The 26,302-nt window shown below is 67.0% G+C and carries 17 protein-coding genes; 4 read left to right on the top strand and 13 right to left on the bottom strand.

Going from position 1 to position 26,302, the window contains the following annotated elements:
• Positions 1-2: 2 nt before the first annotated feature.
• From ACUJB0_RS06165 to ACUJB0_RS06155, 3 genes are all read right to left on the bottom strand, one after another.
• Positions 3-2,879: a type VI secretion system Vgr family protein gene (locus ACUJB0_RS06165; RefSeq protein WP_444844956.1), complete on the bottom strand. Its 2,877-nt coding sequence runs from the start codon at positions 2,877-2,879 to the stop codon at positions 3-5.
• 150 nt (positions 2,880-3,029) lie between these two features.
• Positions 3,030-5,600 (bottom strand): cyanophycin synthetase, encoded by a 2,571-nt coding sequence (gene cphA / locus ACUJB0_RS06160; RefSeq protein ID WP_444844459.1) that lies wholly within the window; start codon positions 5,598-5,600, stop codon positions 3,030-3,032.
• Between the two features lie 26 nt (positions 5,601-5,626).
• On the bottom strand, positions 5,627-7,792 hold the full coding sequence (locus tag ACUJB0_RS06155) for a cyanophycin synthetase (RefSeq protein WP_444844458.1): 2,166 nt from the start codon (positions 7,790-7,792) through the stop codon (positions 5,627-5,629).
• Positions 7,793-8,054: 262 nt separating this feature from the next.
• Between ACUJB0_RS06155 and ACUJB0_RS06150 the strand changes: the two genes are divergently transcribed.
• The 3 genes from ACUJB0_RS06150 to ACUJB0_RS06140 all read left to right on the top strand — a co-directional run bounded on the left by ACUJB0_RS06150 (position 8,055) and on the right by ACUJB0_RS06140 (position 11,452).
• Entirely contained in the window at positions 8,055-10,328 is a 2,274-nt protein-coding gene (locus ACUJB0_RS06150) for a cyanophycin metabolism-associated ABC transporter (RefSeq protein ID WP_444844457.1), read from the top strand.
• 12 nt (positions 10,329-10,340) lie between these two features.
• Positions 10,341-10,808 carry a cyanophycin metabolism-associated DUF1854 family protein gene (locus ACUJB0_RS06145; RefSeq protein ID WP_444844456.1) on the top strand — a complete coding sequence of 156 codons (468 nt, stop codon included), beginning with the start codon at positions 10,341-10,343 and terminating at the stop codon, positions 10,806-10,808.
• 179 nt (positions 10,809-10,987) lie between these two features.
• Entirely contained in the window at positions 10,988-11,452 is a 465-nt protein-coding gene (locus ACUJB0_RS06140; RefSeq protein WP_161083413.1) for a hypothetical protein, read from the top strand.
• Between the two features lie 40 nt (positions 11,453-11,492).
• On the opposite strand, the gene ACUJB0_RS06135 is transcribed toward ACUJB0_RS06140, so the two are convergent.
• The 8 genes from ACUJB0_RS06135 to ACUJB0_RS06100 form a co-directional block, all read right to left on the bottom strand.
• A complete protein-coding gene (locus ACUJB0_RS06135) occupies positions 11,493-13,064 on the bottom strand; it encodes an oleate hydratase (protein WP_444844455.1) in 1,572 nt (523 codons plus the stop codon).
• A gap of 269 nt (positions 13,065-13,333) precedes the next feature.
• On the bottom strand, positions 13,334-13,516 hold the full coding sequence (locus ACUJB0_RS06130) for a hypothetical protein (protein WP_444844454.1): 183 nt from the start codon (positions 13,514-13,516) through the stop codon (positions 13,334-13,336).
• 160 nt (positions 13,517-13,676) lie between these two features.
• Positions 13,677-14,966, bottom strand: coding sequence for a sugar MFS transporter (locus tag ACUJB0_RS06125; protein WP_161083411.1), 1,290 nt, complete (start codon positions 14,964-14,966; stop codon positions 13,677-13,679).
• 20 nt (positions 14,967-14,986) lie between these two features.
• Positions 14,987-17,533, bottom strand: a complete 2,547-nt coding sequence (locus tag ACUJB0_RS06120) for a glycoside hydrolase family 3 protein (protein WP_444844453.1) — start codon at positions 17,531-17,533, stop codon at positions 14,987-14,989.
• A 63-nt stretch (positions 17,534-17,596) separates the two neighbouring features.
• On the bottom strand, positions 17,597-18,961 hold the full coding sequence (locus ACUJB0_RS06115; protein WP_444844452.1) for a GH1 family beta-glucosidase: 1,365 nt from the start codon (positions 18,959-18,961) through the stop codon (positions 17,597-17,599).
• 87 nt (positions 18,962-19,048) lie between these two features.
• Complete coding sequence (locus ACUJB0_RS06110) at positions 19,049-20,059, bottom strand: LacI family DNA-binding transcriptional regulator (protein ID WP_444844451.1); 1,011 nt, start codon at positions 20,057-20,059, stop codon at positions 19,049-19,051.
• A gap of 89 nt (positions 20,060-20,148) precedes the next feature.
• Positions 20,149-21,420: an ABC transporter substrate-binding protein gene (locus tag ACUJB0_RS06105; RefSeq protein ID WP_444844450.1), complete on the bottom strand. Its 1,272-nt coding sequence runs from the start codon at positions 21,418-21,420 to the stop codon at positions 20,149-20,151.
• A 149-nt stretch (positions 21,421-21,569) separates the two neighbouring features.
• Positions 21,570-21,941, bottom strand: a complete 372-nt coding sequence (locus ACUJB0_RS06100) for a VOC family protein (protein WP_444844449.1) — start codon at positions 21,939-21,941, stop codon at positions 21,570-21,572.
• A gap of 243 nt (positions 21,942-22,184) precedes the next feature.
• Here ACUJB0_RS06100 and ACUJB0_RS06095 point away from each other — a divergent pair, with 243 nt between their 5' ends.
• Positions 22,185-22,892 (top strand): substrate-binding periplasmic protein, encoded by a 708-nt coding sequence (locus ACUJB0_RS06095; RefSeq protein ID WP_444844448.1) that lies wholly within the window; start codon positions 22,185-22,187, stop codon positions 22,890-22,892.
• Positions 22,893-23,022: 130 nt separating this feature from the next.
• Here the strand turns inward: ACUJB0_RS06095 and ACUJB0_RS06090 are convergent, their stop codons facing one another.
• A complete protein-coding gene (locus ACUJB0_RS06090; protein ID WP_444844447.1) occupies positions 23,023-25,440 on the bottom strand; it encodes an ABC transporter permease in 2,418 nt (805 codons plus the stop codon).
• Positions 25,433-26,242 carry an ABC transporter ATP-binding protein gene (locus tag ACUJB0_RS06085; RefSeq protein ID WP_444844446.1) on the bottom strand — a complete coding sequence of 270 codons (810 nt, stop codon included), beginning with the start codon at positions 26,240-26,242 and terminating at the stop codon, positions 25,433-25,435. Before ACUJB0_RS06085 ends, ACUJB0_RS06090 begins: the two co-directional genes overlap by 8 nt.
• Between the last annotated feature and the right edge of the window lie 60 nt (positions 26,243-26,302).

The following is a 26,302-nucleotide window of genomic DNA, read 5'->3' as shown; positions in this document are numbered from 1 at the left end:
CCTCAACCTTCCACCAGCGAGAACGGCGCGCCGGATTTGGCCGCGTTGCGCTTGCATTTCTTGCAGATCGAACGCGGCAGCGGTGGCAGCGCATAGCCGAGCTTATCCGGCCCTGCAAAATTCTTGGCGCCGGCGTGGATCGTGATTTTACCCCGGCACTGCACCGTGATATTGCCGCCTTCGATGGTGATATTGGCCCCGCCCGCCGTCGACAGGCTGATGCGCTTGGCCGCGGCCCAGTCGACATAGGCGTTGGCGCTGACCAGATTGATGTCGTCGCGCGCCTGCACTTTCAACTCATCGGCATGCGCCTGGATATCGACGGCGTCCTTGGCCGCGATCAGCTGCACGCCCACGCCCTGCTCGCCCGCCTTGACGGCGCCGCCCAGCACGCCGATGGCCTGGCCGCTGTGCAGCCGGAACTGGCCGCCGGCCGCGAACTGGGTGTCGTCGCCGCTCATCAGCGTCAGCGTCTCTCCGTTCGCCAATTGCAGGTCCTGCCCGGCCGTCACGCCCAGACCGCCCCTGGCGGAGATGGCGATGATCGGCGAACTGCTGTGCGGCAGCTTGCCGTCGCCGGGGCTGCTGTCCTTGCTCGCGGCGTCGGCCTGCGCCGCATCCAGGCTGGCGTCGCCGACCATGCCGGACACCGCCGCCAGCATCGCCTTCAGCGGCGCCGACTGCCCATCGAGCACGCTGGCATCGGCCTTGGCGCCGCCAAGGTGGCTGGCGTAGGCCACGGTCTCATGCGTCCTGGCCGCCTCGCTGAACGTCTGGCCCAGCTTGACGGCCTGCTTCATCAGCGCGATGCCGGACGTGTTGTCGCCCATTGGTTCGCGCTCGGCGGCATTGTGGCTGACCTGGTAGCTCGTGACGAGCAGGCCCGCGCCGCCGCGCACCACGCCGTAGGCATCGGTGCGCAGTTCGGCCCCCTGCCCGCGCAGGCTGCCGCGATAGTTGTCGGCGCTGTGGATCAGGTGGCCCAGCGTCAGTTCGCTGGCGGCGTGCGTGGAGCGCAGCTGCACGCGTCCCTGCGCGTCGGTGTCGTCGAACAGCAGCTGGTTGTAGCCGGCGCCGCCGAACTCCTTGCTGCGCATGCCCCACTGGGCCGCGCCGTTGCGGTGGCCGGCACTGTCGCCCGAGGCGCCATGCCATGGCGGGCTGTTGCCGCCTGCCAGATTGCCCTGGGCCGATACGCCGTGGTCGTGCGCCGGATCGAACACGCCGGCGCTGTCTCCGCCTGCTTCGCCGCCCGGCGTGCATGGCACGCCGCCCTCGCCCTGGCCGTTGTACAGGGCACCGATGATGATGGGGCGGTCGATGTCGTTCTCGATAAACTGCACCAGCACTTCCTGGCCGATGCGCGGCAGGAACTGGCTGCCCATGCCGCCGCCGGCCGTGCGCTGCGCCACCCTCACCCAGCAGGTGGCGTTGGCGTCGTCCTGCCAGTGGTAGCGGATGCGCACGCGGCCGAACGCATCGCAATACAGTTCGTCGGCCCCGCTGGGCTGGTCGCCGCCATCGGCGCCGACCACGATGGCGCTCTGGCTGCCGTACGCGGTCGGTTTGGCGTGGTGGCGTACGCCGCGTCCATCGACCATCGGCCGCCATGGCAACTCGGCCGGCAGCGCTTCGAAGCAGTTGGCGTAGCCGCTGTCGCGTGCTTGCTGCAACGCCAGCGCGAACTCAGCCGGTAACTGCGCACCCGGCAACTGCGCAGTGCGTTCGACGGCGATTTCCTCCAGCAGCTCGGGGATCGGACCGAACAGCTCGGCCAGGCCGTGCCGCGCCGGCGCGGGCAGGTTGTTGACGCCGACGCTGAGCACGCGCAGCACCACATAAGCGGGACTCTCGCCACCTGCCAGCGGGCCTTGCGTCAGCGTGAAGCGGGTGCCGGCGCGCAGCGTACGCACGGTCGAGCGGGCCTGCCACAAGCGGCCGCCCGCCTCGTGCGCCTCCATTTGCAGGCTGGCGTAGCGTTCCGCCTGCGCAGCGTCGGCGTAGAAATACTGGCCGGGATGGTCGTAACTCTCGACCATCGGCGCCTTGGCGCCTCCGGCCGGCAAAAGCGCCGGCACGCTGGCGGCGGTCGATTTCTTGGCTTTGTAGTCGTAACTCAGCACCGTCATCAGGCTGGCGTGCAGGCGGCGGTTGGCGCGCAGCGCCTGGATGGTGTCCTGGCTTTCGCCGACCCGCGCGGCATGGTAGCGCAAGCCGCCGCCAGCGGCGCTGCTGGCGTCCTCCGGCACGGCGCTGTCCTGCGTGCTGTCGGCAAACAGCACCATGCATGCGCCGTCCGGCGTGTCCTCGAAGCGCCAGCCCAGGCCTTCCTCGCTGAGCAGGCGCAGGATGAAGTCGTAATCGGATTCGCGGTACTGGCAGCAGTAGCTGCGCGGCGCCACCTGCTCCATGAAGGCGGCGACGTCGCCGCTCCAGCGCCACAGCGCGTCCGGGGCGTAGCCGCCCAGTACGGTATCGACAATGTCGGTGACGCTGCTATCCTGCCATACGCGGCTATTGCGCACGTGCCGCAGGCGCCACAGCCATGGCGTCAGGCGCAGGCGATAGCGCGCCAACCCGCCTTCGCTGCCCAGCATGCCCGCCTGGCTGACATGGCCGCTGAAGCGCGCGCGGCTGCCGTCGGCCAGGCTCACTTCCAGCACGGCGCGCTTGCCCAGCAGGCTGGACAGGTCGAGGTAGGCGCTGGGCGAGAGCGCGATGATGTCGCGCTCGCCAACGCCCTGCAGCGGGTCGTCGGCAAAAAAGGCTTCCACCATCAGGGTGTCGGCGGCGGCGCCGTCCACGGTCAGCGCGTACAGGCGACGTTCGCTTGAGAAGCCCGCCAGCAACGCACGCAGCTGCTCCGGCACTAGGGTCATTTGCATCAATCGGTAAGAAGAAAATTGCTGATTAGGCATTATCTCATTGCCTGCGGGAATCCCGCGCCCAATTGCAATGTCACGAAATATCACAGCCGCGGGACGAAAAAAAACCGGCCAGCAGGCCGGTTTTCACGTGGGCGCCGCGCCTCAGGCTTCGGCGATGCGCTTGGCGATGTGCGCCAGCGCTTCTTCCACCTGGTCGACCAGGATCAGGCACAGGTCGCCCTCTTTCAGGCGCGCCAGGGCGGTGTCGATGGCGAGGAATTCGCCGTAGATCTCCTGGATGTGCGTGGTGCGCGGGGCGCCGTTCAGGCCCGAACGCAACAGGCCCACCACTTCGCCGTCCACGCGGCCGCGCTGGCAGGCGTCCTCGTACAGGATCACGTCGTCGAAGGCGCGGCCCAGGATCTGCGTCTGCTGCGTGATGTCCTGGTCGCGGCGGTCGCCGGCGCCGCTGATCACCACCGCGCGGCGCTTGGCCGGCATGGTCTCCACCGCCTGCACCAGCGCCAGGATGGCGTCCGGATTGTGGCCGTAGTCGGCGATCAGCGTGGCGCCCTTGTAGTCGAACACGTTGAAGCGGCCGGGCGCGTTGTCGGAATCGTTGGCGAAGGTTTTCAGGCCGAGGCGGATCGCGTCCCAGCTGATGCCCACGCCCCACGCGGCGGCGACCGATGCCATCACGTTCTCCACCTGGAAGCCGATGGCGCCGTTGCGGGTGATCGGCACTTCCGACAGCGGAATGCGCTGCAGGTTCTTGCCTTCGGCGGCGACGATATGGCCGTCTTCCACGTACACGGTGCGGCTGCCCTGCGCCAGGTGGGTGGCGATCACCGGATGGCCGCGTTCCGCGCCGAAGAAGATCACCTTGCCGCGGCAGGTCGCGGCCATGCCGGCGACGATGGGATCAATCGCGTTCAGCACAGCGAAGCCGCTCTCGGAGACGTTCTGCACGATCACGCGCTTCAGCACGGCCAGGTCTTCCACCGTGGTGATGTAGTTCAGGCCGAGGTGGTCGCCGCTGCCGATGTTGGTGACGACAGCTACCTGGCAACGGTCGAAGGCCAGGCCTTCACGCAGCACGCCGCCGCGCGCGGTCTCGAACACGGCCGCGTCGACGTCGGGGTGCAGCAGCACGTTGCGCGCGCTGCGCGGGCCGCTGCAGTCGCCGCTGTCGGTCTGGCGGCCTTCGATGTAGACGCCGTCGGTGTTGGTCATGCCGGTGCGCAGGCCGCTGGCCGTGAGCAGATGGGCGATCAGGCGCACGGTGGTGGTCTTGCCGTTGGTGCCGGTGACGGCGACCACCGGAATGCGGCCGTTGTCGCCCGGGGCGAACATGGTGTTGACGATGGCTTCACCCACCGCGCGGCCCTTGCCGAACGATGGCGCGATGTGCATGCGCAGGCCGGGCGCGGCGTTCACTTCCACCACGCCGCCGCGCTGGTTCTCGATCGGCTGCAGCACGCCGTCGCAGACCACGTCGACGCCGCAGATATCGAGGCCGATCATCTGCGCCGCTTCCACCGCGCGCGCCGCCACTTCAGGGTGCACGTCGTCGGTGACGTCGGTGGCGGTGCCGCCGGTCGACAGGTTGGCGTTGTTGCGCAGGATGACGCGCTGGCCCTTGGCCGGGATCGAATCGGCGTCCAGGTCCTGCAGCGCCAGGCGCGCCAGCGCGATGTCGTCGAAGCGGATCTTGGTCAGCGAGGTCGAATGGCCGCTGCCTCGGCGCGGGTCGGCATTGACGATGCTGACCAGTTCACGCACGGTATGCGTGCCGTCGCCCACCACTTGCGGCGGGTCGCGGCGCGCGGCGGCCACCAGCTTGTTGCCGATGACGAGCAGGCGGTAATCGTGGCCCGGCAGGTAGCGCTCGACCATGATGTTGTCGCGGAATTCACGCGCGGTGTGGAAGGCTTTGGCCAGGTGCTCCTTGGTCATCACGTTGACGGTGACGCCCTTGCCCTGGTTGCCGTCCTTCGGCTTGACCACCACCGGCAGGCCGATTTCCTGCGCGGCGGCCCAGGCGTCTTCGACGTCTTCCACCGAGCGGCCGTTGGGCACGGGCACGCCGGCCGCGTGCAGCAGCTTCTTGGTCAGTTCCTTGTCCTGCGCGATCGATTCGCCGATGGCGCTGGTGCTGTCCATCTCGGCGGCCTGGATGCGGCGCTGGCGCGAGCCCCAGCCGAACATCACCATGCTGCCTTCGGTCAGGCGGCGGATCGGGATGTCGCGCGCGACGGCGGCGCTGACGATGGCGCCGGTGCTCGGGCCAAGGCGCACGTCTTCATCGAGGTCGCGCAGTTCGTTCAGCGCGCCGGTCAAGTCGAACGGCGTGTCGGCCAGGGCGGCGTTGATCAGGTTGTGCGCCAGCGTGATCGCCAGGCGGCCCACCGCTTCCTCGCTGTACTCGACGACGGTCTGGTAGATGCCCTCTTCCAGCGTGGCGGTGGTGCGGCTGAAGGTGACCGGGCAGCCGGCCTGCGCCTGCAGGCTCAGGGCCGCCACTTCCAGCACGCGCGCCAGCGGCACGGCGTCGGTGTAACCGGCGGTTTGCAGGGCGCCGATGGCGGGGAAGCGGGCGTGCAGGCGCTGCTCGAAGCCGGGCAGCGTGGCGATCGAGCGCTCCTCGGACGGGCACGATACGATCACTTCCACCGCCGTGTGGTGGCTCCAAAGATTCGGTCCGCGCAGCGCGCGGGTGCGGATGACTTCCATAACTCTGCTTGTTCTTTCGTGATGTATCAGTGATGAGTTCGCTTCGGGTTGGCGTCGAAGGTGCGCAGGCCGGCGCCGATCAATTCAGGCGTCAGGCCCAGCGCCCAGCCGGCGGCGATCGCGGCCAGCACGGCTTCCGGCGGCACCAGCGGCGACAGCGGCAGGCTGGCGATGTCCTCGTGGCCCTGCGCCAGCACGATGCGTTCGGCGCGCTGGAACACCACGCGCTTGCCGTCCTGGCGGTGCGCGGCGATGGCGGCCAGGTGTTCGTCGACGCCGTAGAACATCACGTCGCCGTCGCACAGGTCGGCCATGTCGACCACCTGCGGATCGGCGGCGTTGAGCACCGCCACGCCGCTCGGCAGGACCACGTCGACCTGGGTCCGCAGCACGCCGTACAGCTTGTCCAGGCTGGCGATATGGAACTCGGCCACGTCCTCGAAGTCGCTGACGTCGGTCACCACGCCGACCGCGCATTTGTCGTAGGCCAGGCCTTCGGTCAGGATCATATGGGCGCTGGCTTCGAACACGCCGGCTTCGACGTTCTTGTTGAGCAGCAGGCGTTCGCCGCTTTCCCAGTCGCTGAAGCCGTCGCGCGGCAGCAGGCGGCCGTTGACGAACAGCCCGTCCGCGCACGACAGGCCGACCTTCTTGCCGCTGATCTGCAGCAGCCAGGCGATCAGGCGCGAGGCCATGGTGGCGCCGTGCTTGCCGGTGATGCCGACGATGGGCATGCGTCCGTCCTCGTCCGGCGCGAACAGGTGGTCGACAATCGCTTCGCCGACGTTGCGCGGTTCGCCGGCGGCGGGCTTGAGGTGGGCCAGCAGGCCGGGGCTGGCGTTGACTTCGATGACGGCGCCGCCCTGCTCTTCCAGCGGACGCGAGATGTCGGCGGCCACCACGTCGATGCCGGCGATGTCCAGCCCGACCACGCGCGCGGCCAGCGTGGCCATCGCGGCCACTTGCGGGTGCACCTTGTCGGTGACGTCGGTGGCGACGTTGCCGTTGGTCTGGATCAGCACCTTCTGGCCGTCCAGCGGAATCGAGTAGGCGGTCATGCCCTGGCGCTGCAGCTCCAGGATGATCTCGGCGCCGTGCTGCGGCGCGATGACGTTCAGCGGCGCGTCCTCGGTGGTGCCGCGGCGCGGGTCGGTGTTGATCTGGGCGTCGCACAATTCGATGATGTTGGACTTGCCGTCGCCGGTGACCCACAGCGCTTCGCCGGCGGCCGCCGCCACCAGGCGCTTGCCGACCACCAGCAGGCGGTGCTCGTTGCCGGCGATGTAGCGCTCGACGATCACGCTCTTGCTGCCGCCCTTGCGCGCGGCCAGCACGTAGGCTGCGGTGACGTCGGCTTCGGTCATCAGGTTGAGCGAGACGCCGCGGCCATGGTTGCCGTCGTACGGCTTGACCACGACCGGCAGGCCGATGTCCTGCGCCGCTTCCCACGCCGCTTCGGCGCTGGTGACCAGCTCACCTTCCGGCACCGGCACGCCGCACGAGGCCAACAGCGACTTGGTCAAGTCCTTGTCGCTGGCGATGCCTTCGGCGATGGCGCTGGTCTGTTCGGTTTCGGCGGTCCAGATGCGGCGCTGGCGGGCGCCATGGCCCAGCTGCACCAGGTTGCCATCGGTCAGGCGGATCGACGGGATCTTGCGCACGGTGGCGGCATCGACGATGTTGGCGGTGCTCGGGCCGAGGCACAGCGACTCGACCAGGTCGGTCAGCTCGGCCACGGTGGCGGCCAGGTCGTATGGTTGATCGTTGATCATCGCCATCAGCAGGTCGCGGCCGGCGGCCAGCGCGGCGCGTCCCACCTGCTCCTGGCGGGTGCGGAAGGCCATCTTGTACAAGCCGGTGTTCTCGCCGATCTGGCGCGTCTTGCCGAAGCCGGTCTTCATGCCGGCCAGGTTTTGCAGTTCCAGCACAACGTGTTCGAGGATGTGGCCGGCGTAGGTGCCGTCGCGCAGGCGCTCGAGGAAGCCGCCATGCTCGCCCACGCCGCAGCGATGGATGATCAGGCCCGGCAGGATCGCGGTCAGGCGCTCGTACAAGCCAGGCAACAAATTCGAGGGGAAATTCTCCAGTTCGCCGATATCCAGCCACGCCTCGATCACCGGGCGATAGGTCCAGATATTGGGTCCGCGCAAATGGGTGACGCGGAGAACTTCTATGTCTTTCTTCTTGGTCATGTTTCTATTCTTGTATCTTTGTTATCAGCCGTGGCCAGCCCGCGCCGTATTTTAACCTCTGTACCACCGCCGGCGGCCAAATTGCATTTGGCCCACCCTGCGCGTGCGTTATACTTGCCGCCAACAAAACACTGGTTTTCCTTGATATCAGTCAAGGATGTGACCATTGACAGAATACCGTAAATAAAGCGCTTGCATCAGTCGCAACGCCTAACTAGTTCCACCTTTGTTCCACCTTTTCGCCACCGGAGTACGCTGCACGATGACAACAGAACAACTTTCCTCCAACACCAGCCAGAGCGAGCTTCCCGAGCGCTGGCGTTCCGAGGTGCAGGCACAACTTTCCCATGGGGAAAACGCGGTAAGTGCCCTGGAGGTTGACCTGGATGAACAACTTCGTTTTTCCAAGGGCGTGATTGTCGTCACCGAACGCGGCGTGCTGGCGCGCGCGCCGGGCCGCGCGGACTGGCAACATTGGCCTTTCGCTAAGGACCTGGAGCTCAAACACCACGACCACGCGGGCGTCGGCCACCTGGAGCTGGTGAACCACGGCGGCCGGCTTGGCGCCTGGCGCTTCACGCTGGGCCAGAACCTGCAGGCGATCCGCCTGGTCGAACAATTCAACGCGCACCGCGACAGCCATGCGCTGGGCGTGCCGGTGGTGCGCGAGGAAAAGAACGTCTGCCCGAGCTGCAAGGCGCCGCTGGAGCCGGAGCAGGAGGAATGCCCGATCTGCACCAAGGTGGTGTACACGCCGCCGTCCACGTGGACCTTGTTCCGCCTGTGGCGCTTCGCCGGCCCGTACAAGCTGCAGCTGGGCTTTGGCTTCGCGCTGATGCTGCTGTCGACCGGCGCCCACATGATCCCGCCCTACCTGACCATCCCGCTGATGGACAAGGTGCTGATCCCGTACCAGAACGGCGCGCCGGTCGATACCTCGCTGGTGGCGCTGTACATGTCCGGCCTGGTGGGGTCGGCGGTGCTGGCGTGGATACTTGGCTGGGGCAAGACCTATGTGCTGGCGCTGGTGTCGGAGCGCATCGGCGCCGACCTGCGCACCGAGACGTATGACCACTTGCTGCGGCTGTCGCTGGAATACTTCGGTGGCAAGCGCACCGGCGACTTGATGTCGCGCATCGGCAGCGAGAGTGACCGCATCTGCGTGTTCCTGTCGCTGCACCTGCTGGACTTCGCGTCGGACTGCCTGATGATCATCATGACCGGCGTGATCCTGTTCTCGATCGATCCGTGGCTGGCGATCTTCACGCTGCTGCCGCTGCCGTTCATCGCGTGGCTGATCCACGTGGTGCGCGACCGCCTGCGCACCGGCTTCGAGAAGATCGACCGCGTGTGGGGCGAGGTGACCAACGTGCTGGCCGATACCATCCCCGGCATCCGCGTGGTGAAGGCGTTCGCGCAGGAGTCGCGCGAAGCGGCGCGCTTCCGCACCGCCAACAAGCACAATCTGGCGGTCAACGACAAGCTCAATAAAATCTGGTCGCTGTTCTCGCCGACCGTGTCGTTCCTGACGGAGCTTGGGCTGCTGGTGATCTGGGTGTTCGGCATCTACCAGGTGTCCAAGGGCCACATCACGGTCGGCGTGCTGTCGGCCTTCATCGCCTACTCCAGCCGCTTCTACGGCCGCCTGGATTCGATGAGCCGCATCGTCTCGGTGACGCAGAAATCTGCGTCGGCCGCCAAGCGCATCTTCGACATCCTCGACCACGTGTCGTCGGTGCCGGAGCCTGCGAACCCGGTCAAGCCGGCCAAGGTCGATGGCAACATCACCTTGCGCGAAGTGGGCTTCCGTTACGGGAACCGTGCAGTCAACCGCGGCATCTCGCTCGACATCAAGGCCGGCGAGATGATCGGCCTGGTGGGCCATTCGGGTTCGGGCAAGTCGACGCTGGTCAATCTGATCTGCCGCTTCTACGATGTGTCGGAAGGCGCGATCATGCTGGACGGCGTGGACATCCGCTCGTTCGCGGTGTCCGACTACCGCCGCAACATCGGCCTGGTGCTGCAGGAGCCGTTCCTGTTCTTCGGCACCATCGCCGAGAATCTGGCCTACGGCAAACCGGGCGCCACGCGCGCCGAGATCATCGCCGCCGCGCGCGCCGCGCACGCGCACGAGTTCATCCTGCGCCTGCCGCAGGGTTACGATTCGATGGTGGGCGAGCGTGGACAGGGCTTGTCCGGCGGCGAGCGCCAGCGCATCTCGATCGCGCGCGCGCTGCTGATCGATCCGAAGATCCTGATCCTCGACGAGGCCACGTCCTCGGTCGATTCCGAGACCGAGAAGGAGATCCAGCGCGCGCTGGAGAACCTGGTGCAAGGCCGCACCACGATCGCCATCGCGCACCGGCTGTCCACGCTGCAGAAGGCGGACCGCCTGGTGGTGCTGGACCGAGGCGTGGTGGTGGAGGAAGGCGCGCACGACGACCTGATGGCGCGCGAAGGCGCCTACTACCGCCTGTACCAGGCGCAGGCCCGCAACGTCGACACGGATCTCGACGACAGCGGCAGCAAAGATTAAGAGAACAAGAACATGACGACGAATTTTGAATTGACACGCAATCCCTTCGGCCGCCTGGTGCTGACCACGGCCGAGGGTGAAGTGCACGAGAGCGTGGCGCCGGTGCGCGCCTTCCCGGTGCAGGCGCCGGACGACGGCATCGCACTGGTGAGCACCGACGGCAAGGAAGTGGGCTGGATCGACCGCATCGAGGATCTGCCGGCGGCCGTTGGGCAGCTGGTGCGCGAGGAGCTGGCGGGACGCGAGTTCATGCCGGAGATCGCGCGCATCAACAGCGTGACCAGTTTCGCCACGCCGTGCACATGGTCGGTGGCGACCGATCGCGGCGACACCGAGTTCGTGCTGCGCGGCGAGGAAGACATCCGCCGCCTGACGGTGGACACGCTCTTGATCTCGGACATCCACGGCATCCACTACCTGATCCGCGACGTGCGCGAGCTGGACAAGCACAGCAAGAAAATCCTCGACCGGTTCCTGTAAGCGAGCCTTTCGCGGCCGGCAGCGCATGCAGCCTGCCAGCCGCCTCTACACCTTTGACATACCGCAGCGTGTGCTTTCAAGAGCACCGCATGATTGATGTCGTGCGCCCGCCATCGTGGCGCCGCAAGGCATACAATGAAACTGTCCGGCGCATGGACCTTTGAAGAAAAGGAACAGTCATGGATGAGATCAAGGAAGAATTGCAGTTCAATTTGCGCTATGCCCAGCGTCTGTGCCAACGTACCTCGCGCTTTTATCGCCGGATACAGACCATGCTCACCTTCATCAGCCTGCTGGCAGGCAGCAGCGCGGTTGCGGCACTGGCCGCCCAGATGTTGATTCCATCCGCCTGGCTGCTGGGCGTGTTTGCGGTGTTCGGCTGCCTTAATCTGGCGATACGGCCAGCCGATAAAATCGCGGCCAATGATGCGGATGTCCGCAAGTACGGCGCTCTGCTGGCGAAACTCAACGTGCTGGACGCGCCGGTGCTCCAGCAGATGCTGGACGAGGCGCGCCTTTCCGACACCATCGAAGTGGAACCTTTGCGCGCGGTGGCCTATAACGACGTCGTCATGGAAATCGACGAGCCGGACTCGCTGATCGAACTGAGCCCGATGCAGAAGCTGATGGGCGTTCTAGCCTGATGCCGCCAGCCGGCCGCGCCCGGCGTCGTCGCACTTCGTCTTATTGGAAAGCCTTCATGAGGGCTTCCAGTTTCACCTTCATCGACTTGTCGTGATGGCTGACCGGCGGCACCGCGCGCTTGACGTCGAGCAGCTGGTAGACCGCCATCTGCGCCGCGCGCACCGAGTATTCGACGGTGAACACCACGTCCTCCGGCACTTCGACGAACTGGCTGACGAAGGCCAGGTTGCGCGAGTTGGGCGGCACCGGCAGCGGACGGTCGCTCTTAAAGCGCGGCATGAACATGCTGGTGATGTAGGGAATGCGGCATGGGATGCAGTTGGCCTTGGCCATGATCTCCATGTCGAAATTCAGGTGGCCGCACAGCTCGCGCAGGATCTCCTCGCCGGTGCAATCGGCCATGGGCTTGGCGACGAAATTGCCGACGCGGTCCGGATGCAGCGAGTAGCCCCAGAATACCTGCACGCCTTCCGGCTGGCCGGCGAAGTGCGGCTGGTGCGCCAGCACGATGGACATCAGCCAGTTCGAATCCTTGAACGTCACCAGGCCGCCGGTGCCGGCCGCGTTGCCGCTGAACTGTTCCATCTTGTCGAAGAACGCGGGGTCCTTCAGCGTGACGGTGAACGACTCCCACCACGATTCCGGGATGCTGGAATTGAAGACGGCCGGGTTGCCCAACTGCGGACGGTCCACCGCCAGCTTTTCCCACAAGGCCCAGCCCTGGCTGTCGCGCTTGTCCAGCTTGGCCGGTGCGCTGTGCATGCTGCCGAAGCTGGAGGCGTCGGTCATCGAGCCGTTCTGGAAGAACACCAGGTCGTGCGGGGCGACGGCGATGGTGGTGGCCTCGCCGTTGCGGGTGCAGCGCAGCGCCGACGCGGTCAGCACGCCGCCCTCCTCCTGCAGCTCGATGTCGTCGACCTTGCAGTCGCGGATAACCTGCACGCCCTGCTGTTGCAGCCAGTGCTGCAGTGGACGCACGAAGGAGTCGTACTGGTTGTAGACGGTGCGCTTGACGCCGGCCAGCGTTTCAATGCGCGAGAACTCCATCATGAAGCGATGCAGGTAGCGCTTGAATTCCACGGCGCTGTGCCACGGCTGGAAGGCGAAGGTGGTGGCCCACATGTACCAGAATTTGGTGTCGAAGAATTCCGGCGACAGCCAGTCGGTGATGGCGCTGTCGCCCAGTTTGTCCTCGTCGGCTTCGGCCAGCGCCAGCAGCTCGGCGCGGTCCTGCATGCTGAAGCCCATCGAGGTCACGTTGACGCGGAAGCGGTTGCGGTCGACCAGGCGGGCCTGCGAGTGCGATTTGTGCATTTTGTTGAAGGCCACCGTTTCGTCGTAGACGCTCTGGCCTTCGTGTTCCAGCGAGGGGATGCTCTTGAACAGATCCCAGGTGCATTCGTAGTTGTCGGTGGTGAGCATGCGGCCGCCGCGCAGTGTGTAGCCGGTGTCCGCGTTGCCGCCGCCATCGAGGCTGCCGCCGGCCAGCGGCAGCGCTTCGAAGATGGTGATGTTGCGGCCGTCGATGCCGGCGTCGCGGATCATGAAGGCCGCGGCGGACAGCGAGCCGATACCGCCGCCGACCAGATATGCTTTGATGGTGTTGCTCATGGCTCTGTCCTTTGTCTATGTCAGTGCCATGATAGTGCGGATCTTGAGGCGCGATATCCATGCGCCAGATCAAAAAAATCAACAGAGCGGCAGCGCTCAGTCGAAGGCGACGTCCTCAAGACGGAGCCGGAATTTTCTGCGTTCTGGCTCGGTCCAGCCTTGGCCGGGGGCTACGTCGCGGTGCGCCGAAGCGGGGGCCGGCGCGGGCGGCATGGCAGCAGGCGCGTTTGCGGCAGCGGGCGCGGTTGGTGAAGTCGCAACAACGGCAGCTAGCGTGGATGGCGAGGTCGCCGCAGCGGCAACGGTGGCGCGGCCGCCGTGGACGCGAGCCAATGGCGAATCGCGGCATTGACGGCTTCCGCAGGATCGATGGACATGCCGGAATCGCGCAGCCGTTCCATCAGCGCGAACAGGGTGGAGGGGGAGACGTTCACACTCATTGTAGCAACCATGCTGCTCTCCTTACTGAAACCTACTGATTTCTGCTTCCCGTTACTGAGTTAGACAGCGAGAGTACGGTGAAGTTCAATTCAGTAGATTTCAGCAAAGAGTTCAGCAGGTTTGCTAGAAGGAGAATGCGGCTATACCCATGGTGTGTATAGCCGCGGCAAGTTATTTGTCCGAGTACATGTCGGCGTATTTCAGGCCAAAGTACAGGATGAAGGTGTAGCAGGCCGCCGGCACCAGGAAGGACATCTGCAGGCTCATGGTGTCTGCCAGCAGGCCCTGACCGAACGGCACCAGCGCGCCGCCGACAATGGCCATGCACAGCACGCCCGAGCCCTGCCCGGTCAGTGGTCCCAGCTTGTTCAGCGCCATCGAGAAGATGGTCGGGAACATGATGGAGTTGAACAGGCCGACCGCCAGCATCGCCCACATCGCCAGGTGGCCGCCGCTGAAGATCGCGGTGAGCACCAGCGCGATCACCGCCGCCGAGTTGAAGGCCAGCGCCTTGCCCGGACTGACGTAGCGCATCACGGCGAAGCCGATGAAGCGGCCCACCATCGCGCCGCCCCAGTAGTAGCTGACGAAAGGCGCGGCGTCGGCGGCCGACAGGTTCGCCACTTTGGCGTCGCCCATGAAGTTGATCAGGAAGCTGCCGATACTGACTTCGCCGCCCACGTACAGGAAGATCGCCACCGCGCCCAGCACCAGATGGCGGTGCTGCAGCACGGCCGACCAGCCGGCGCTTTCGCCGCCCGCCTGTTCGGCGTCGACGATCTTGGGCAGGCGCGCCAATGCGAACAACACCGCCAGCGCCAGCAGGGCCGCGGCCAGCACCAGGTAAGGGCCTTGCACGCTGGCCGCCTGGGTGGCGTGGTAGGCCGCCAGTTGTTCGGTGGTGAGCTTGGCCATGTCGGCGGAGCTCATCACGCCGCCGGCCAGGATCAACATGCCGCCCAGCGTTGGCGCCACGGTGGTGCCCAGCGAGTTGAAGGCCTGGGTCAGCGTCAGGCGGCTGGAGGCGGTCTGCGGATCGCCCAGCACCGTCACGTAGGGATTGGCCGCCACCTGCAGCACGGTGATGCCGCCCGCCAGCACGAAGAAGGCGATCAGGAACAGCGTGTAGCCGCTGGTGGCCGCCGGGTAGAACAGCGCGCAGCCGGCTGCCGCGATGGTCAGGCCGGCGACGGCGCCGTTCTGGTAGCCGATCTTCTTGATCAGCATACCGGCCGGCAGCGAGACGATGAAGTACGCACCGAAGAAGCAGAACTGCACCAGCATGGCCTGCACGTAGGTCAGCGTGTAGACCGCCTTCAGGTGCGGGATCAGCACGTCGTTCATGGAGGTCAGCAGGCCCCACATGAAGAACAGGATGGTGACGATGATCAGCGGACCGGTGTTGCCGCCGGTCTGGCTCTGGCCACCCGGCACGGGGACGGCTTGGGAATAGGTTTCCATGCTTTGAGAATCTCCTGGGTTTATTTAAAGTCGCCGCACGCCAGCGCATCCTTGTCCCTGGCGGCGCCGCCAACGATCTGGATGTTGGCGAACGTCGCCGCGAACGGCGCGTCGGCGGACACGCTGAACGGCGTGCTCAATGCCGCCAGCGACAGGCCTTTGGCGCTGAAGCAGGCCAGCGGAATCTTCACCGTCTGCTTGCCCTTGCCGGCGAGGCGCTGGAACACGGCGCTGGCGTCCAGCTCCACGGTTTCGATGCCGATGCTGGCCTTGCCCTGCGGCGCAGCCGACACGATAGCATCAAACTGCAGTGCGCCGTCGGCCGAAGCGAACGCCGGCAGCTTCTGCGCGTGCGCGGCTTGCGCTTCCAGCCTGGCCGCGCCGGTCCAGGTGAGGCGCTTGGCGTCCTGCTGGGTGTTGACCTGCGCGGTTTCGACCTTCACGGTGGGCAGGTTGAACACAGCGTTCAGGTCCGCGCCCAGTGCCACGCGCTGGCCGCCGCTGCTGACGTACAGCGCGTAGGTCGAGCGGTCGGCGGGCGCGTACACCGGCACCGAGGTGGCCTTGCCGCAGCCGCCGGCCGGATAGCTTGCGTCCAGCAGCGGCAAGGCGTGCTTGCCGGCCGCCCCCGCGTAGGTCAGGCCGTAGCCGTATTTGAACAGCGGATCGTACGCGGCGTCGCCGACGTTGACCGGCGACTGGCAGGCCGACTTCGGCCACGAGAACGACAGCTTGCCGTGGAAGTCCGCGTTGACCTTGCCGTCCGCTTTGCGGAACAGCACATCGGACACGCCCTTGCCTTCGGTACCCGGCAGCCAGGCCGCGACGAAGCTGTCCGACAGGTTGAGCACATCGTTGACGAACAGCGGACGGCCCGACATCAGCACCGTCACCACCGGCTTGCCCTTGCCCGCCACGGCCTGCAGCACCGCCAGGTCCTCGGGATGGCGGCCGGACAGGCGCAGCGTGCCCGATGGGCCGATGTCGCCGTCGCCTTCCGCGTACGGCGTCTCGCCGATGACGGCGATGACGGCGTCGAACTTGCTGACGTCGACGCCGGCGGCGTTCTCGCTGAAGGTGACGTTGTCCTTGCCGGCGGCGTCCTGGATGCCGGCCAGGATGGTGTCGCTGACGGGGTAGTCGCTGTTCTTGTTGTCGGTGCCCTGCCACGTCAGCGACCAGCCGCCCGACTGGTTGGCCATGTTGTCCGCGCTCTTGCCGACGACGAGGATCTTTTTACCGCGCGCCAGCGGCAGCACGCCGCCATTGTTCTTCAACAGCACCAGCGATTCACGCACCGCCTGGCGCGCCAGCGCGCGCGCCTGCAGCAGCTCCTGCTTTCCGGCGTAGGCGTTCTGCGACGGCTTCTTGCCGTCGAACAGACCGGCGCGCAGCTTCACGCGCAGGATGCGGGTGACCGCGTCGTCGATGCGCGACATCGGGATCTCGCCCTTCTCCACCTGGGCGATGGTGTTGGCGATGAAGGTCTTCCAGTGTTCCGGCACCATCACCATGTCGACGCCGGCGTTGATGGAGGCGGCGCAGCTGTCGTTGGCGCAGCCGGGCACTTCGGCGATGGCGTTCCAGTCGCTGACCACCAGGCCGTCGAAGCCCATTTTGGTTTTCAGCGCGTCGGTCAGCAGCTCTTTACTGCCGTGCATCTTGCCGTGGTCGGAGCCGCCCTTGACGTCGTTCCAGCTGTTGAAGGACGCCATCACCGTCTGCACGCCGGCCTGCAGCGCCGGGTAGTAGCCCTGCGCGTGGATGTTGATCATGTCCGCCATGGTGGACTGGTTCTCGCCGCGGTCCTTGCCTTCGGCCGTGCCGCCGTCGCCGATGAAGTGCTTGGCGGTGGCGACCACCGTGCCATCCGATTTCAAATCGCCCTGCAGGCCCTTGACGTAGGCGCCGGCGTAGTCCCTGACGATGGCCGGGTCTTCCGAGAAGGATTCGTAGGTGCGCCCCCAACGGTCGTCGCGCACCACGGCCAGCGTCGGCGCGAACACCCAGTCGATGCCGGTGGCGCGCACCGCCTTGGCGACCGATTTGGCCATCTCGCCAACCAGCTTGGCGTCGCGCGCGGCGCCCAGGCCTATGTTGTGCGGGAACAGCGTGGCGCCGTACATATTGCTGTTGCCGTGCATGGCGTCGATGCCCCAGATGACCGGCACCTTGACCTTCATGTCGGTGCTCATCGAGGCGTCGTAGTAGGCGTCGGCCAGCTTGACCCAGTCGGCCGCCGTGGCGTACTTGTTCCCCTGCGGCCAGCTGCCGCCGCCGTTCAGCACCGAGCCGACGTAGTATTCGCGCACCTGCTCGGGCGTGATGAATTTGATTTCGGGCTGCGTCATCTGCCCGACCTTCTGCGCCAGCGTCATGCCGGCCACGATCTGCGCGATGCGCGCTTCCATGGCCTTGTCCTGCTTGACGGCGCTGGTGATGTGCGGCCAGTCGGCCAATGGCTTGGCGGTTGGCGCAGCGGTGGTGATGCCGGCGGCGCAGGCGGCGCCCAGCGCCAGCGTGGCGGCCAGCACGGCGCGGCGCAGGATGTGGTTATTGGTCTTCATTCGGTGCTTGTCTCCGTGGTTGATATTGTTATCTCGTCGCTCCCGCGAAGGCGGGAACGACAATCATGCGCCGCGCACGAAGGCGCTGTACCACTGGCCGCTTTGCTTGAGGATGCGGCGCTGTGTCGGGTAGTCGATGTAGGTCAGGCCGAAGCGGCGCAGATAGCCTTCCGCCCATTCGAAGTTGTCCAGCAGGCTCCAGGCGAAATAGCCTTTGATGTCGCCGCCCGCGCCGATGGCGTCGCGCATGGCGGCCAGGTGGCGGATCAGGTAGTCGCGGCGCGCGGTGTCGTTGACGGCGCCGTCGGCGGTCAGCACATCGTCGTAGGACGAGCCGTTCTCGGTCACGTACAAATCGCCGGTCGGATAGTCGCGCGCCACGCGCTCCAGCAGGTCGACCAGTCCTTGCGGCGACACCTCCCAGCCGAAGTCCGTGCGCTGGCGATCCTGCGGATAGACGATGGCCGTGCGCAGCGGGTACTGCTCCGGCGCGTCCCGCACCACCTCGGGGAAGTAGTAGTTCACGCCGAGGAAGTCCATCGGCACGGCGATCGCCTCCATATCGCCCGGCAGCACCCACGGCGCGTCCTGCCCGACCAGTTGCAGCGCCAGTTCCGGATAGCCGCGGCCATACAGCGCGTCGAGGAACCAGCGGTTGCGCAGCGCGTCGTGGCGCACCACGGCCTCGCGGTCGGCGGCGCTGTCGCTGGCCGCCTTGACCGGATGCAGGCTCAATGCGATGCCCACCTTCGCCCCCGGCACGTTGGCGCGGATCAGCGGCACCGCCAGGCCGTGCGACACCAGCACGTTGTGGCACACCTGCAGCGCCAGCGGCAAGCTCTTGTTGCCCGGCGCGTGCATGCCGTCCCAGTTGCCGTGCATGGCCGTGCACCACGGCTCGTTGTGCGTGATCCAGTGCCGCACGCGGTCGCCCAGGTGCTTGCTGATCACGTCCGCGTAGCGCAGGAAGGCGTCCACCGTGGCGCGGTTGGCCCAGCCGCCCTGGTCCTCCAGGTACTGCGGCAGGTCCCAGTGATACAGCGTGCACCACGGCTGCAGGCCGCGCGCCAGCATGCCGTCCACCAGCTTCGAATAGAAGGCCAGCCCCAGCGGGTTCGGCTCCGCGTCCACGCCGTTGAAGATGCGCGGCCAGGCGATCGAGAAGCGGTAGGCGTTCAGGCCCATGGACTGCGCCAGGTCCAGGTCCTCCTCCCAGCGGTGGTAGTGGTCGCAGGCCACCGCGCCGGTCGAGCCGTCGCGCACCTTGCCCGGCGTGGCGCTGAAGGTGTCCCAGATCGACGGCACGCGGCCGTCCACCGCGGCGGCGCCCTCGATCTGGTAGGCCGACGTCGAGACGCCCCACAGGAAGTCGCTGGCAAAGTCGCTACGCTGGATCGCGGTGGGCAGGTCGGTAAGTATCATGGTCATGTTTTTAGGTGGAACTTTTTTAGTGGAATCGTTTCCATTGCACTGCAAAAAAAGAGCATGCGGCCAGCGCATACTCCTCGTTCTTCTTTACTGCCTGGGCGCCGCCAGCGACGCGCGCCGGGTGACGTGCAGGCGGTAGTCCCGCTCCACCGGCCGCTGCAACTCGTAGCAGCGGTTCAGCAGATAATTCAAACCGTTCAGCGTCATCTCGCTCCACGGGATGTGCACGCTCGTCAGGCGCGGCGCGGTGAATTCCGCGCTGTGCGTGTCGTCGTAGCCCAGCACCGAGACCTGCTCCGGCACCGCCACCCCGGCCTGCTGGAAGCAGGACAAGGCCCCCACCGCCATCTCATCGTTGGCGCAGAACACCGCCGTGAATTCGTAACCCGACGCCATCAGCCGCTCGGCGCAGGCCCAGCCGCCCTCCGGCGAGAACTGGCCGTCCTCCATCCACACCGAGGCCGGATCGATGCCGGCCGCCGCCAGCTCGGCCAGGAAACCGGCGATGCGCTGCTGGTTGTCCGGCGCGCTGGCGCGGCCCGCGATCACGGCGATCCGGCGGTGGCCCTGCTCCAGCAGCGTGCGCGCCGCCAACCGGCCGCCGGCCTCGTGGTCGACGGTGAAGCACTGCTCGGCGATGCTGGCGAAGCCGTGGTTGATCACCACCACCCGCGGCTGGAACGGCCCCAGCGCCACAAAATCCTCGTCCTCCAGCGCGTTGCTCATCACGACCAGGCCGTCGCTGCCGCGCTCGATCAGGAAGTTGATGCCCTCGATCGCCTGCTGCCGCGCGTCGCCCTCGCCCACGCCGAACGCCACCACCATGTTCAGGCCGGCCGCCCGCAGCGCGGTGTAGATCGACTGCAGGATGGGCGTGTAGAACGTCCCGCTCAGGTAGGGGATGTACACGCCTATCATCTGCGAGCTGCCCGACAGCAGCGAGCGCGCCGCGTGCGAGGGCCGGAACTCCAGCTCCTCGATCGCCTTGCGCACCTTTTCCAGCGTTGCCTGCGACACCGAGCCCTTGCCGCTGATCACACGCGACGCAGTGCCCAGCCCTACTCCCGCCAGGCGGGCTACGTCCTTGATAGTTGCCACTGGTTCCCTTATCCGTTCAGTCCATGCGGCGGCAAGCATACCGCATGGCGCCCGGCGGTGACAAGCGCGCCGCAGCCCGGCCCTGCCCGTCAGTCGCGCAGCGCGGCGGCGACGCTCTTCTGCGCCTTCTCCACCGGCATGCGGGTGTTCCAGAAGGCCGTCAGCACGTCCTGCAGCGCGCCGTTCTGGTCCGGCGTCAGGTAGACCTCGATCATGCCGACCTGGCGCGACTTGTCCTTCATGATGGCCATGCCGGCCTGGGCGCAGGCGTCCATCGACGACACGTCGATGTCGCTGCGCACCGGCAGCGAGCCTTTGAGCTTGCTGAACTCCAGCTGCGCGGCCGGCGCCAGCATGGTGGTGGCCAGCAGCTTCTGCGCTTTGACCGCGTCGGGGTTGGCGGTTTTCGGGAACACGAAGGCGTCGCCCTGGATCAGGTAGGGCACGGCGGGGCCCAGGCCGGCGATGCAGCCGTAGTCCTTGCCGGCGCTCTGTTTGGCGGCGGCGAATTCGCCCTTGGCCCAGTCGCCCATGATCTGCACCCCGGCCTTGCCGCTGATGAGCATGGCGGTGGCGTCGTTCCAGTTGCGGTTGGGGGAGCCGGCGTCCACATAGCTTTGCAGGCGCTTGAAGGCCGCCAGCACCTTCTTGAACGCCTCGGAGTTGAGCGCCTTGGGGTCGCGGTCGCGCAGCACCTGCAGGTACAGCTGCTTGCCGCCGACGTTGGCCAGCATGGCCTGGAACAGGATGTTCTCCTGCCACGGCTGGCCGCCGTGCGCCAGGCCGACCAGGCCGGCCGCCTTGAGCTTGTCCAGCGCGGCGAACAGCTCGTCCGGCGTGGTGGGCTCGGCGGCGATGCCGGCCTTCTTGAAGGCGGCCTTGGAGTACCAGATCCAGGTCGACATGTGGATGTCCACCGGCAGCGCGTAGTAGTGGCCCTTGACGCGGATGACGTCGAGCATCGGGCCTGGCATCAGCTGGTCCCAGTGGTCGCGCGCGGCGATGTCGTCGACGTTGTTGAGCGAGCCCTGGTCGATCAGGTCGCGGAACTGCTTGGTGGTGTTGAACTGGGCGGCGGTGGGCGGATTGCCGCCGACGATGCGGTTGATCGCCACCGCCTTGGCCTGGTCGGCCCCGGCCACGGCGGTGTCGGCCCAGACGCCGCCGGCGGCGCGGTAGGCGTCGGCGAACTTGCGCACGGCGGCCGACTCGCTGCTGGAGGTCCACCAGTGCATCACTTCGGCGCGCGGCCCGGCCGGCGCGGCCGCGTGGCTGGCGCCGGTGGCGGCCACGGCGCCGAGCGCGAGCGCCAGCGCGGCCAGCGACGGAACGGCCCGGCCGCCCCTGTGGTGCTTGTCCATCCTGTCTCCTTGCGCGCCGATGTGCCCCGGCGCTGTGTTGGTCACGGATTGGAAACGTTCCCAATCGATGCGGACGAATATAGCACCCCTTGATTTTGGGTGTCAACCGGGAATTGGGGCGGCCGGCGCCGGGCCGGCCGCCGCCAGGTTTAATCCCCTTCGCGCACGAACACGCGCAGGCGGTGGCCGTCGCGGTCGATGGCCATGAAAGTGTAGCCGAAGTCCATCGCCACCGGACGCTGGGCGATGGTCACGCCGCGCGCCGACCAGTCGGCATACATGTCGTTGACCACGCTGCGGTCGTCGACGCGGATGCACAGCTCGGCGCCGCCGCCCGAGGCCAGCGCCTTCGGCTCGACCGTGTGGCGCGACCACAGACCCAGCATCAGGCCCGAGGCCAGCGCGAACAGCGAGAAGGTCGGCGACACGTCCACCGGCTGCTGGCCCAGCAGGTCGGCGTAGTAGGCGGCGCTGGCGACCGGATCGTCGACATACAACAGCACATAGTTAGGATTGATCATGGTGTTCTCCTAGTGGGTTGGCGCGGCGCTCTGTGTCGGCACCGCATGACCCTTATGCTAATGGCAAGCTGCGACAGTTTCTGTCAGGAGCGTGCGCCGGCCACGCACCTTTGCGCGTGGACGGAATCCAACGGCCCGGGCGCGCGGCGCGGCGTGGTAGCCGCCGGCTATTGGCGGATCGGCGCGCCAGCGTATATGCTGAGGACATGGCTCTCTGCTGAGCCACGCAGAAAGCCCACGAACATGAAGCGCCGCACCCTCCTCCAGCTTGCCCTGCTGCCCTGGCTGCCCGCCGTGGCGGCGCCGGCCAGGCCCGTCATCAACGTCTCCACGCTGCTGGGCGAGGACCCGGCCACCGATGTCGCCGAGCAGGTGCTGCGCGAGGCCTACAGCCGCCTCGGCTACAAGCTGGAGGTGCACCGCCTGCCGGGCGAGCGCACGCTGCTTTACGCCAACGAGGGACGCATGGATGGCGAGCTGTATCGCAAGCTCGGCATGGACCGCCAATATCCCAACCTGATCATCGTGCCGGTGCCGCTGCTGACCTATGAAATCGTGGTCTTCACGCATGGCACCGATTTCGTGCTCAACGGCTGGGACAGCCTCAAGCCCTACACCATCGGCCATGTGCGCGGGATCAAGATCGTGCAGGAAAACACGGCCGGCATGCGCACCGAGGCCGTACCAACCATGACACAGGCGTTCCAGAAAATGATGGTGGGCCGCACCGACCTGGTGGTCGGCAACCGCCTGTCCGGCATGGCGGTGATCAAGAACCTCAAGCTCGACGAGGTGCGCGTGCTCAACCCGCCGCTGGCCTCCTTCCCGGTGTACCACTACCTGAACAAGCAGCACGAAGCGCTGGTCGTGCAGCTGGCGGCCGTGCTGCGCCAGATGCGCGCAGAAAAGGTGATCGAGGCGATCCAGCAGCGGGTCGCCAACGGCGGCTGACGCGCGCGTCACATGCCGTGCAGGCGCTTGAACAGGCCGACCAGGTCGAGCGAGCGCGCGGCGGCATACAGGCCGATGCCCACGACGATCAAGGCGGCATACACTGCGGATTTTTTCATGGCGTGTCCTTTCAAAGAGTGGCAAGCGATTGATGAATGCTGAGGCGCGAGGCCGACCACGCCGGCACGCCGCTCGCCAGCAAGGCGCCCAGCAAGACCATGGCCAGCCAGGCCAGCGCGCCGGCGGCCGACACGGTCAGCGGAAAGGCCAGCCCGAACAGCAGCTCGCCGAGATAGGCGCCGATGGCGGCCGACAGCGGCAACGACAGGGCCAGCGCCAGCGGGACGCTCATCAGCGCCACCAGCAAGCCCTCGCACAGCACATTGCGCAGCACCACGCCGGAACTGGCGCCGATGCTGCGCATGATGCCGAACTCGCGCCCGCGCTCGGCCACGTTGCTGCCCATCGCCGAGCCCAGGCCGAACAGGCCGACCGCCGCCATCAGCAGCGCGATGAACAGCATGGCCGCGATCAGCAGGTCGAAGTGGCCGTCGACCTCCTTGCGCAGCATGGTCTCCGTCATGCTCATGCGGACCTCGATGCCGGCGCCGGCCAGGGTGCGGCCGATGTCCCGCGCCGCCTGCGCGATGGCCGCCTCGTCGTGCGCGCGCAGCACCACGCGGTAGCTGGACGCCTGCCCCGCGCGGCCGGCCATGCGCGCGTAAGTCGGCGCCGAGACGAACACCGTGGCCGCCGTCATGTCCTGGCGCGCGATGCCGGCCACCCGCAAGGTCAGCGTGCGGCCATGGCCGGCGATGCCGATGCTGCCGCCGACCCGCGCCTGCGGGAAGAACTCCAGCGCGGCGCTGTTCAACACCACCTCGCCGGACTGGCCGTCGGCCAGCCAGCGGCCGGCCAGCATCTCCAGGTGGAGCGTGGCGTTGTGCTCCGGTACCGCCTGCACCGCCAGCGTGCCGTGCGCGCCGTCCGGATAGACCCGCTCGATCTCCAGGTCGTCGGCGCGCTCGCGGGCCACGCTGCTGCGCTCCCACGCCTCAACCCGCGCCACAACGGGCAGCGCGCCGAGCAGCCGCGTGACTTGTTCGACCGGCGCCGGACGGGCCAGCGTGGTCTCGATGTCGTAGTGACGCTCCGACGCCGCCACCACCAGATGCCGCGCCAACGCCGCCCGGATATTCAGGCTGCTCATGTACATGGCGCCGGCCAGCGCCAGCAGGGACAATGTCAGCAGCAGGCGGCCGCGCCGGCGCAGGCTGTTGCGCAGCGCTAGCAGCAGGCTGCGGTCAACCAGCGGCAGGCGGTCCAGCCACGCGGCTGGCGCCGTCGTGGCATAGCGCCGGCCAGAGGTGCCGGTGTCGCTGATGGCCGCCTGCACCGTCGCCGCGCTGGCCTGCATGATCGGCACCGCGGCGATCGCCAGCGGCAGCAGCACGCCGGCCGCGATCAGCAGCAGATACCACCAGTGGGGAATCGCGCCGCTGTGCAGGGTGAAGTTGAGGATCTGGTTGAGCACCACGCGCGAGAACGCGCGGCCGGCCGCGAGTCCGGCCGTCATGCCCAATGCGGTGGCGATGCCGGCCAGCGCCAGCACCAGTGTCAGATACAGGCCGGCGATCTGGCCGCGCCGCGCGCCGATGGTCTTCATCACGCCGATCTGGCGCCGCTGCTGTTGCAGCATGCCGCCCACCACCGTGGCCGTCAGCACCGCCGACAGCAGCAGCGCCACGCCGCTGAACACCAGCAGCATCGCCAGGATCGAGGTCATGACTTTTTGATGCGGATGTTCGCCGGGCGGCGGTATGCGGATGCGCTCCACCGCGTGGCCGTTCTGCCGCAGCCAGAGCGCCAGCCGCGCCACCGTCGCCTCGATGGCATCGACGTTCATCGCTTGCTCGCTGACGGTCAGTTTCAACTGGCGCAGGCCGCCGTCCAGCCCCAGCGCGGCCACGGTGGCCGGCGTGGCGTAGGCGTACACGGTCTGGCCCCGGCTGGCCGGCGGCAGCGCCGGATCGTGCACGGTGCCGGAGATCAGCAGCGATTGCGGCGCGCCGTGGCCGGTGTTGACGGCGATGCGCTGGCCGATGCGTTGGCCGATCAGGCGCAGCGCGTCGCGTTCCAGCAGCAGCGAACCGTCCGGCGGCGGCCACGCGCCCTGCTCGCGATACACGGTATTGATACGCAGCGCATTGAAATCGTCAACCAAGAAAATGGTCAGCGGCAGCGCATCGCCCTGACCCTGGGCCGCCAGCGTGACGCCGACCGTGCCGCTGGCCTGCGCCTGCGCGATGCCGGGGAAGGCGCGGATCGCGGCCAGCAGTGGCGCATCGATGCGTTCCAGCTGCAGCGTGGCCGAGGGCGGATTGGTGTCGAGGTAATTGCGCGTGGTCTCGCGGCTGAGGATCGTGTAGCTGCTCAACATGGTGGCCAGTGCGCACACGCCGGCCGCCATCGCCAGCACCATCAAGGCCACGCGGCCCGGCGTGAGCGCCACATCGCGCAACAGCTTGCGCCAGCGCGGGCTAAGCATGACGCACCCGGTTGGCGGTGTGGTCGACGCGGTCGATGTGGTCGTTGTCGCCGATGCGGTCGTTGCGGTCGTTGTGGTCGTTGTGGCCGATGCCGGCCGCGCCATCGTCCGGCGCGCGGATACGGCCGTCGGCCAGCGTGACCACGCGCGTGAAGTATGGGCCGAAGTCCCGTTCGTGGGTCACCATCAGCACCGTCTTGCCCTGCCCGGCCAAGTCCGCGAACAGCCGCATGATCTGGCGCGTGGTGTCGCTATCGAGATTGCCGGTCGGCTCGTCGGCCACCAGGATGGGCGCATCGTTGGCCAGCGCGCGCGCGATCGCGGCGCGTTGCTGCTGGCCGCCGGACAGCGCCGACGGCAGCTTGTCCGCCTGCGCGGCGATATCGAGTTGCGCCAGCAAAGCCAGCGCGCGCGCACGCCGCTCGCGCGCCGGATAGGTGGCGCAAAAATCCATCGGCAGCATCACATTCTCGGCCACGGTCAGCGTCGGCAGCAGCTGGAAGAACTGGAACACGATGCCCAGATGGCGGCCCCGCCAGCGCGCCAGCTCCGACTGCCGCATGCCATGCACGGCGGCGCCGTCGATCCACACCTCCCCGGAGGACGGCGTATCGATGCCGCTGGCCAGGTTCAGCAAGGTCGACTTGCCGCTGCCGGACTTGCCGACCACCGCGACGAACTCGCCGGCCCGCACCTCCAGGTTGATGCCGTCCAGCGCCATCAGGCTGCCGGCGCTGCTTTCATAACGTTTGCTCAAATCGCGCAAGACCATCAAGGGTCGCGCCGCTGCAGATGCTGTCATGGTGGGTTCCCGTAGGTTTAATTGGTACAGCGACCATTAAACCGGCGGGGGATTGCCGCT

The organism is Duganella caerulea, from assembly GCF_040362985.1.
GTDB classification, from domain to species: Bacteria; Pseudomonadota; Gammaproteobacteria; order Burkholderiales; family Burkholderiaceae_D; genus Rugamonas; species Rugamonas vulcania.
This window is presented reverse-complemented; position numbering and strand designations above follow the sequence as displayed.

What these genes read in the sequence shown, in the direction of transcription:
- ACUJB0_RS06105 (WP_444844450.1), bottom strand. Translation starts at nt 21,420, where the DNA reads ATGGACAAGCACCACAGGGGCGGCCGGGCCGTTCCGTCGCTGGCCGCG.
- cphA (WP_444844459.1), bottom strand. Translation starts at nt 5,600, where the DNA reads ATGGAAGTCATCCGCACCCGCGCGCTGCGCGGACCGAATCTTTGGAGC.
- ACUJB0_RS06150 (WP_444844457.1), top strand. Translation starts at nt 8,055, where the DNA reads ATGACAACAGAACAACTTTCCTCCAACACCAGCCAGAGCGAGCTTCCC.
- ACUJB0_RS06135 (WP_444844455.1), bottom strand. Translation starts at nt 13,064, where the DNA reads ATGAGCAACACCATCAAAGCATATCTGGTCGGCGGCGGTATCGGCTCG.
- ACUJB0_RS06165 (WP_444844956.1), bottom strand. Translation starts at nt 2,879, where the DNA reads ATGACCCTAGTGCCGGAGCAGCTGCGTGCGTTGCTGGCGGGCTTCTCA.
- ACUJB0_RS06145 (WP_444844456.1), top strand. Translation starts at nt 10,341, where the DNA reads ATGACGACGAATTTTGAATTGACACGCAATCCCTTCGGCCGCCTGGTG.
- ACUJB0_RS06100 (WP_444844449.1), bottom strand. Translation starts at nt 21,941, where the DNA reads ATGATCAATCCTAACTATGTGCTGTTGTATGTCGACGATCCGGTCGCC.
- ACUJB0_RS06115 (WP_444844452.1), bottom strand. Translation starts at nt 18,961, where the DNA reads ATGACCATGATACTTACCGACCTGCCCACCGCGATCCAGCGTAGCGAC.
- ACUJB0_RS06125 (WP_161083411.1), bottom strand. Translation starts at nt 14,966, where the DNA reads ATGGAAACCTATTCCCAAGCCGTCCCCGTGCCGGGTGGCCAGAGCCAG.
- ACUJB0_RS06120 (WP_444844453.1), bottom strand. Translation starts at nt 17,533, where the DNA reads ATGAAGACCAATAACCACATCCTGCGCCGCGCCGTGCTGGCCGCCACG.
- ACUJB0_RS06140 (WP_161083413.1), top strand. Translation starts at nt 10,988, where the DNA reads ATGGATGAGATCAAGGAAGAATTGCAGTTCAATTTGCGCTATGCCCAG.
- ACUJB0_RS06085 (WP_444844446.1), bottom strand. Translation starts at nt 26,242, where the DNA reads ATGACAGCATCTGCAGCGGCGCGACCCTTGATGGTCTTGCGCGATTTG.
- ACUJB0_RS06090 (WP_444844447.1), bottom strand. Translation starts at nt 25,440, where the DNA reads ATGCTTAGCCCGCGCTGGCGCAAGCTGTTGCGCGATGTGGCGCTCACG.
- ACUJB0_RS06095 (WP_444844448.1), top strand. Translation starts at nt 22,185, where the DNA reads ATGAAGCGCCGCACCCTCCTCCAGCTTGCCCTGCTGCCCTGGCTGCCC.
- ACUJB0_RS06130 (WP_444844454.1), bottom strand. Translation starts at nt 13,516, where the DNA reads ATGGTTGCTACAATGAGTGTGAACGTCTCCCCCTCCACCCTGTTCGCG.
- ACUJB0_RS06155 (WP_444844458.1), bottom strand. Translation starts at nt 7,792, where the DNA reads ATGACCAAGAAGAAAGACATAGAAGTTCTCCGCGTCACCCATTTGCGC.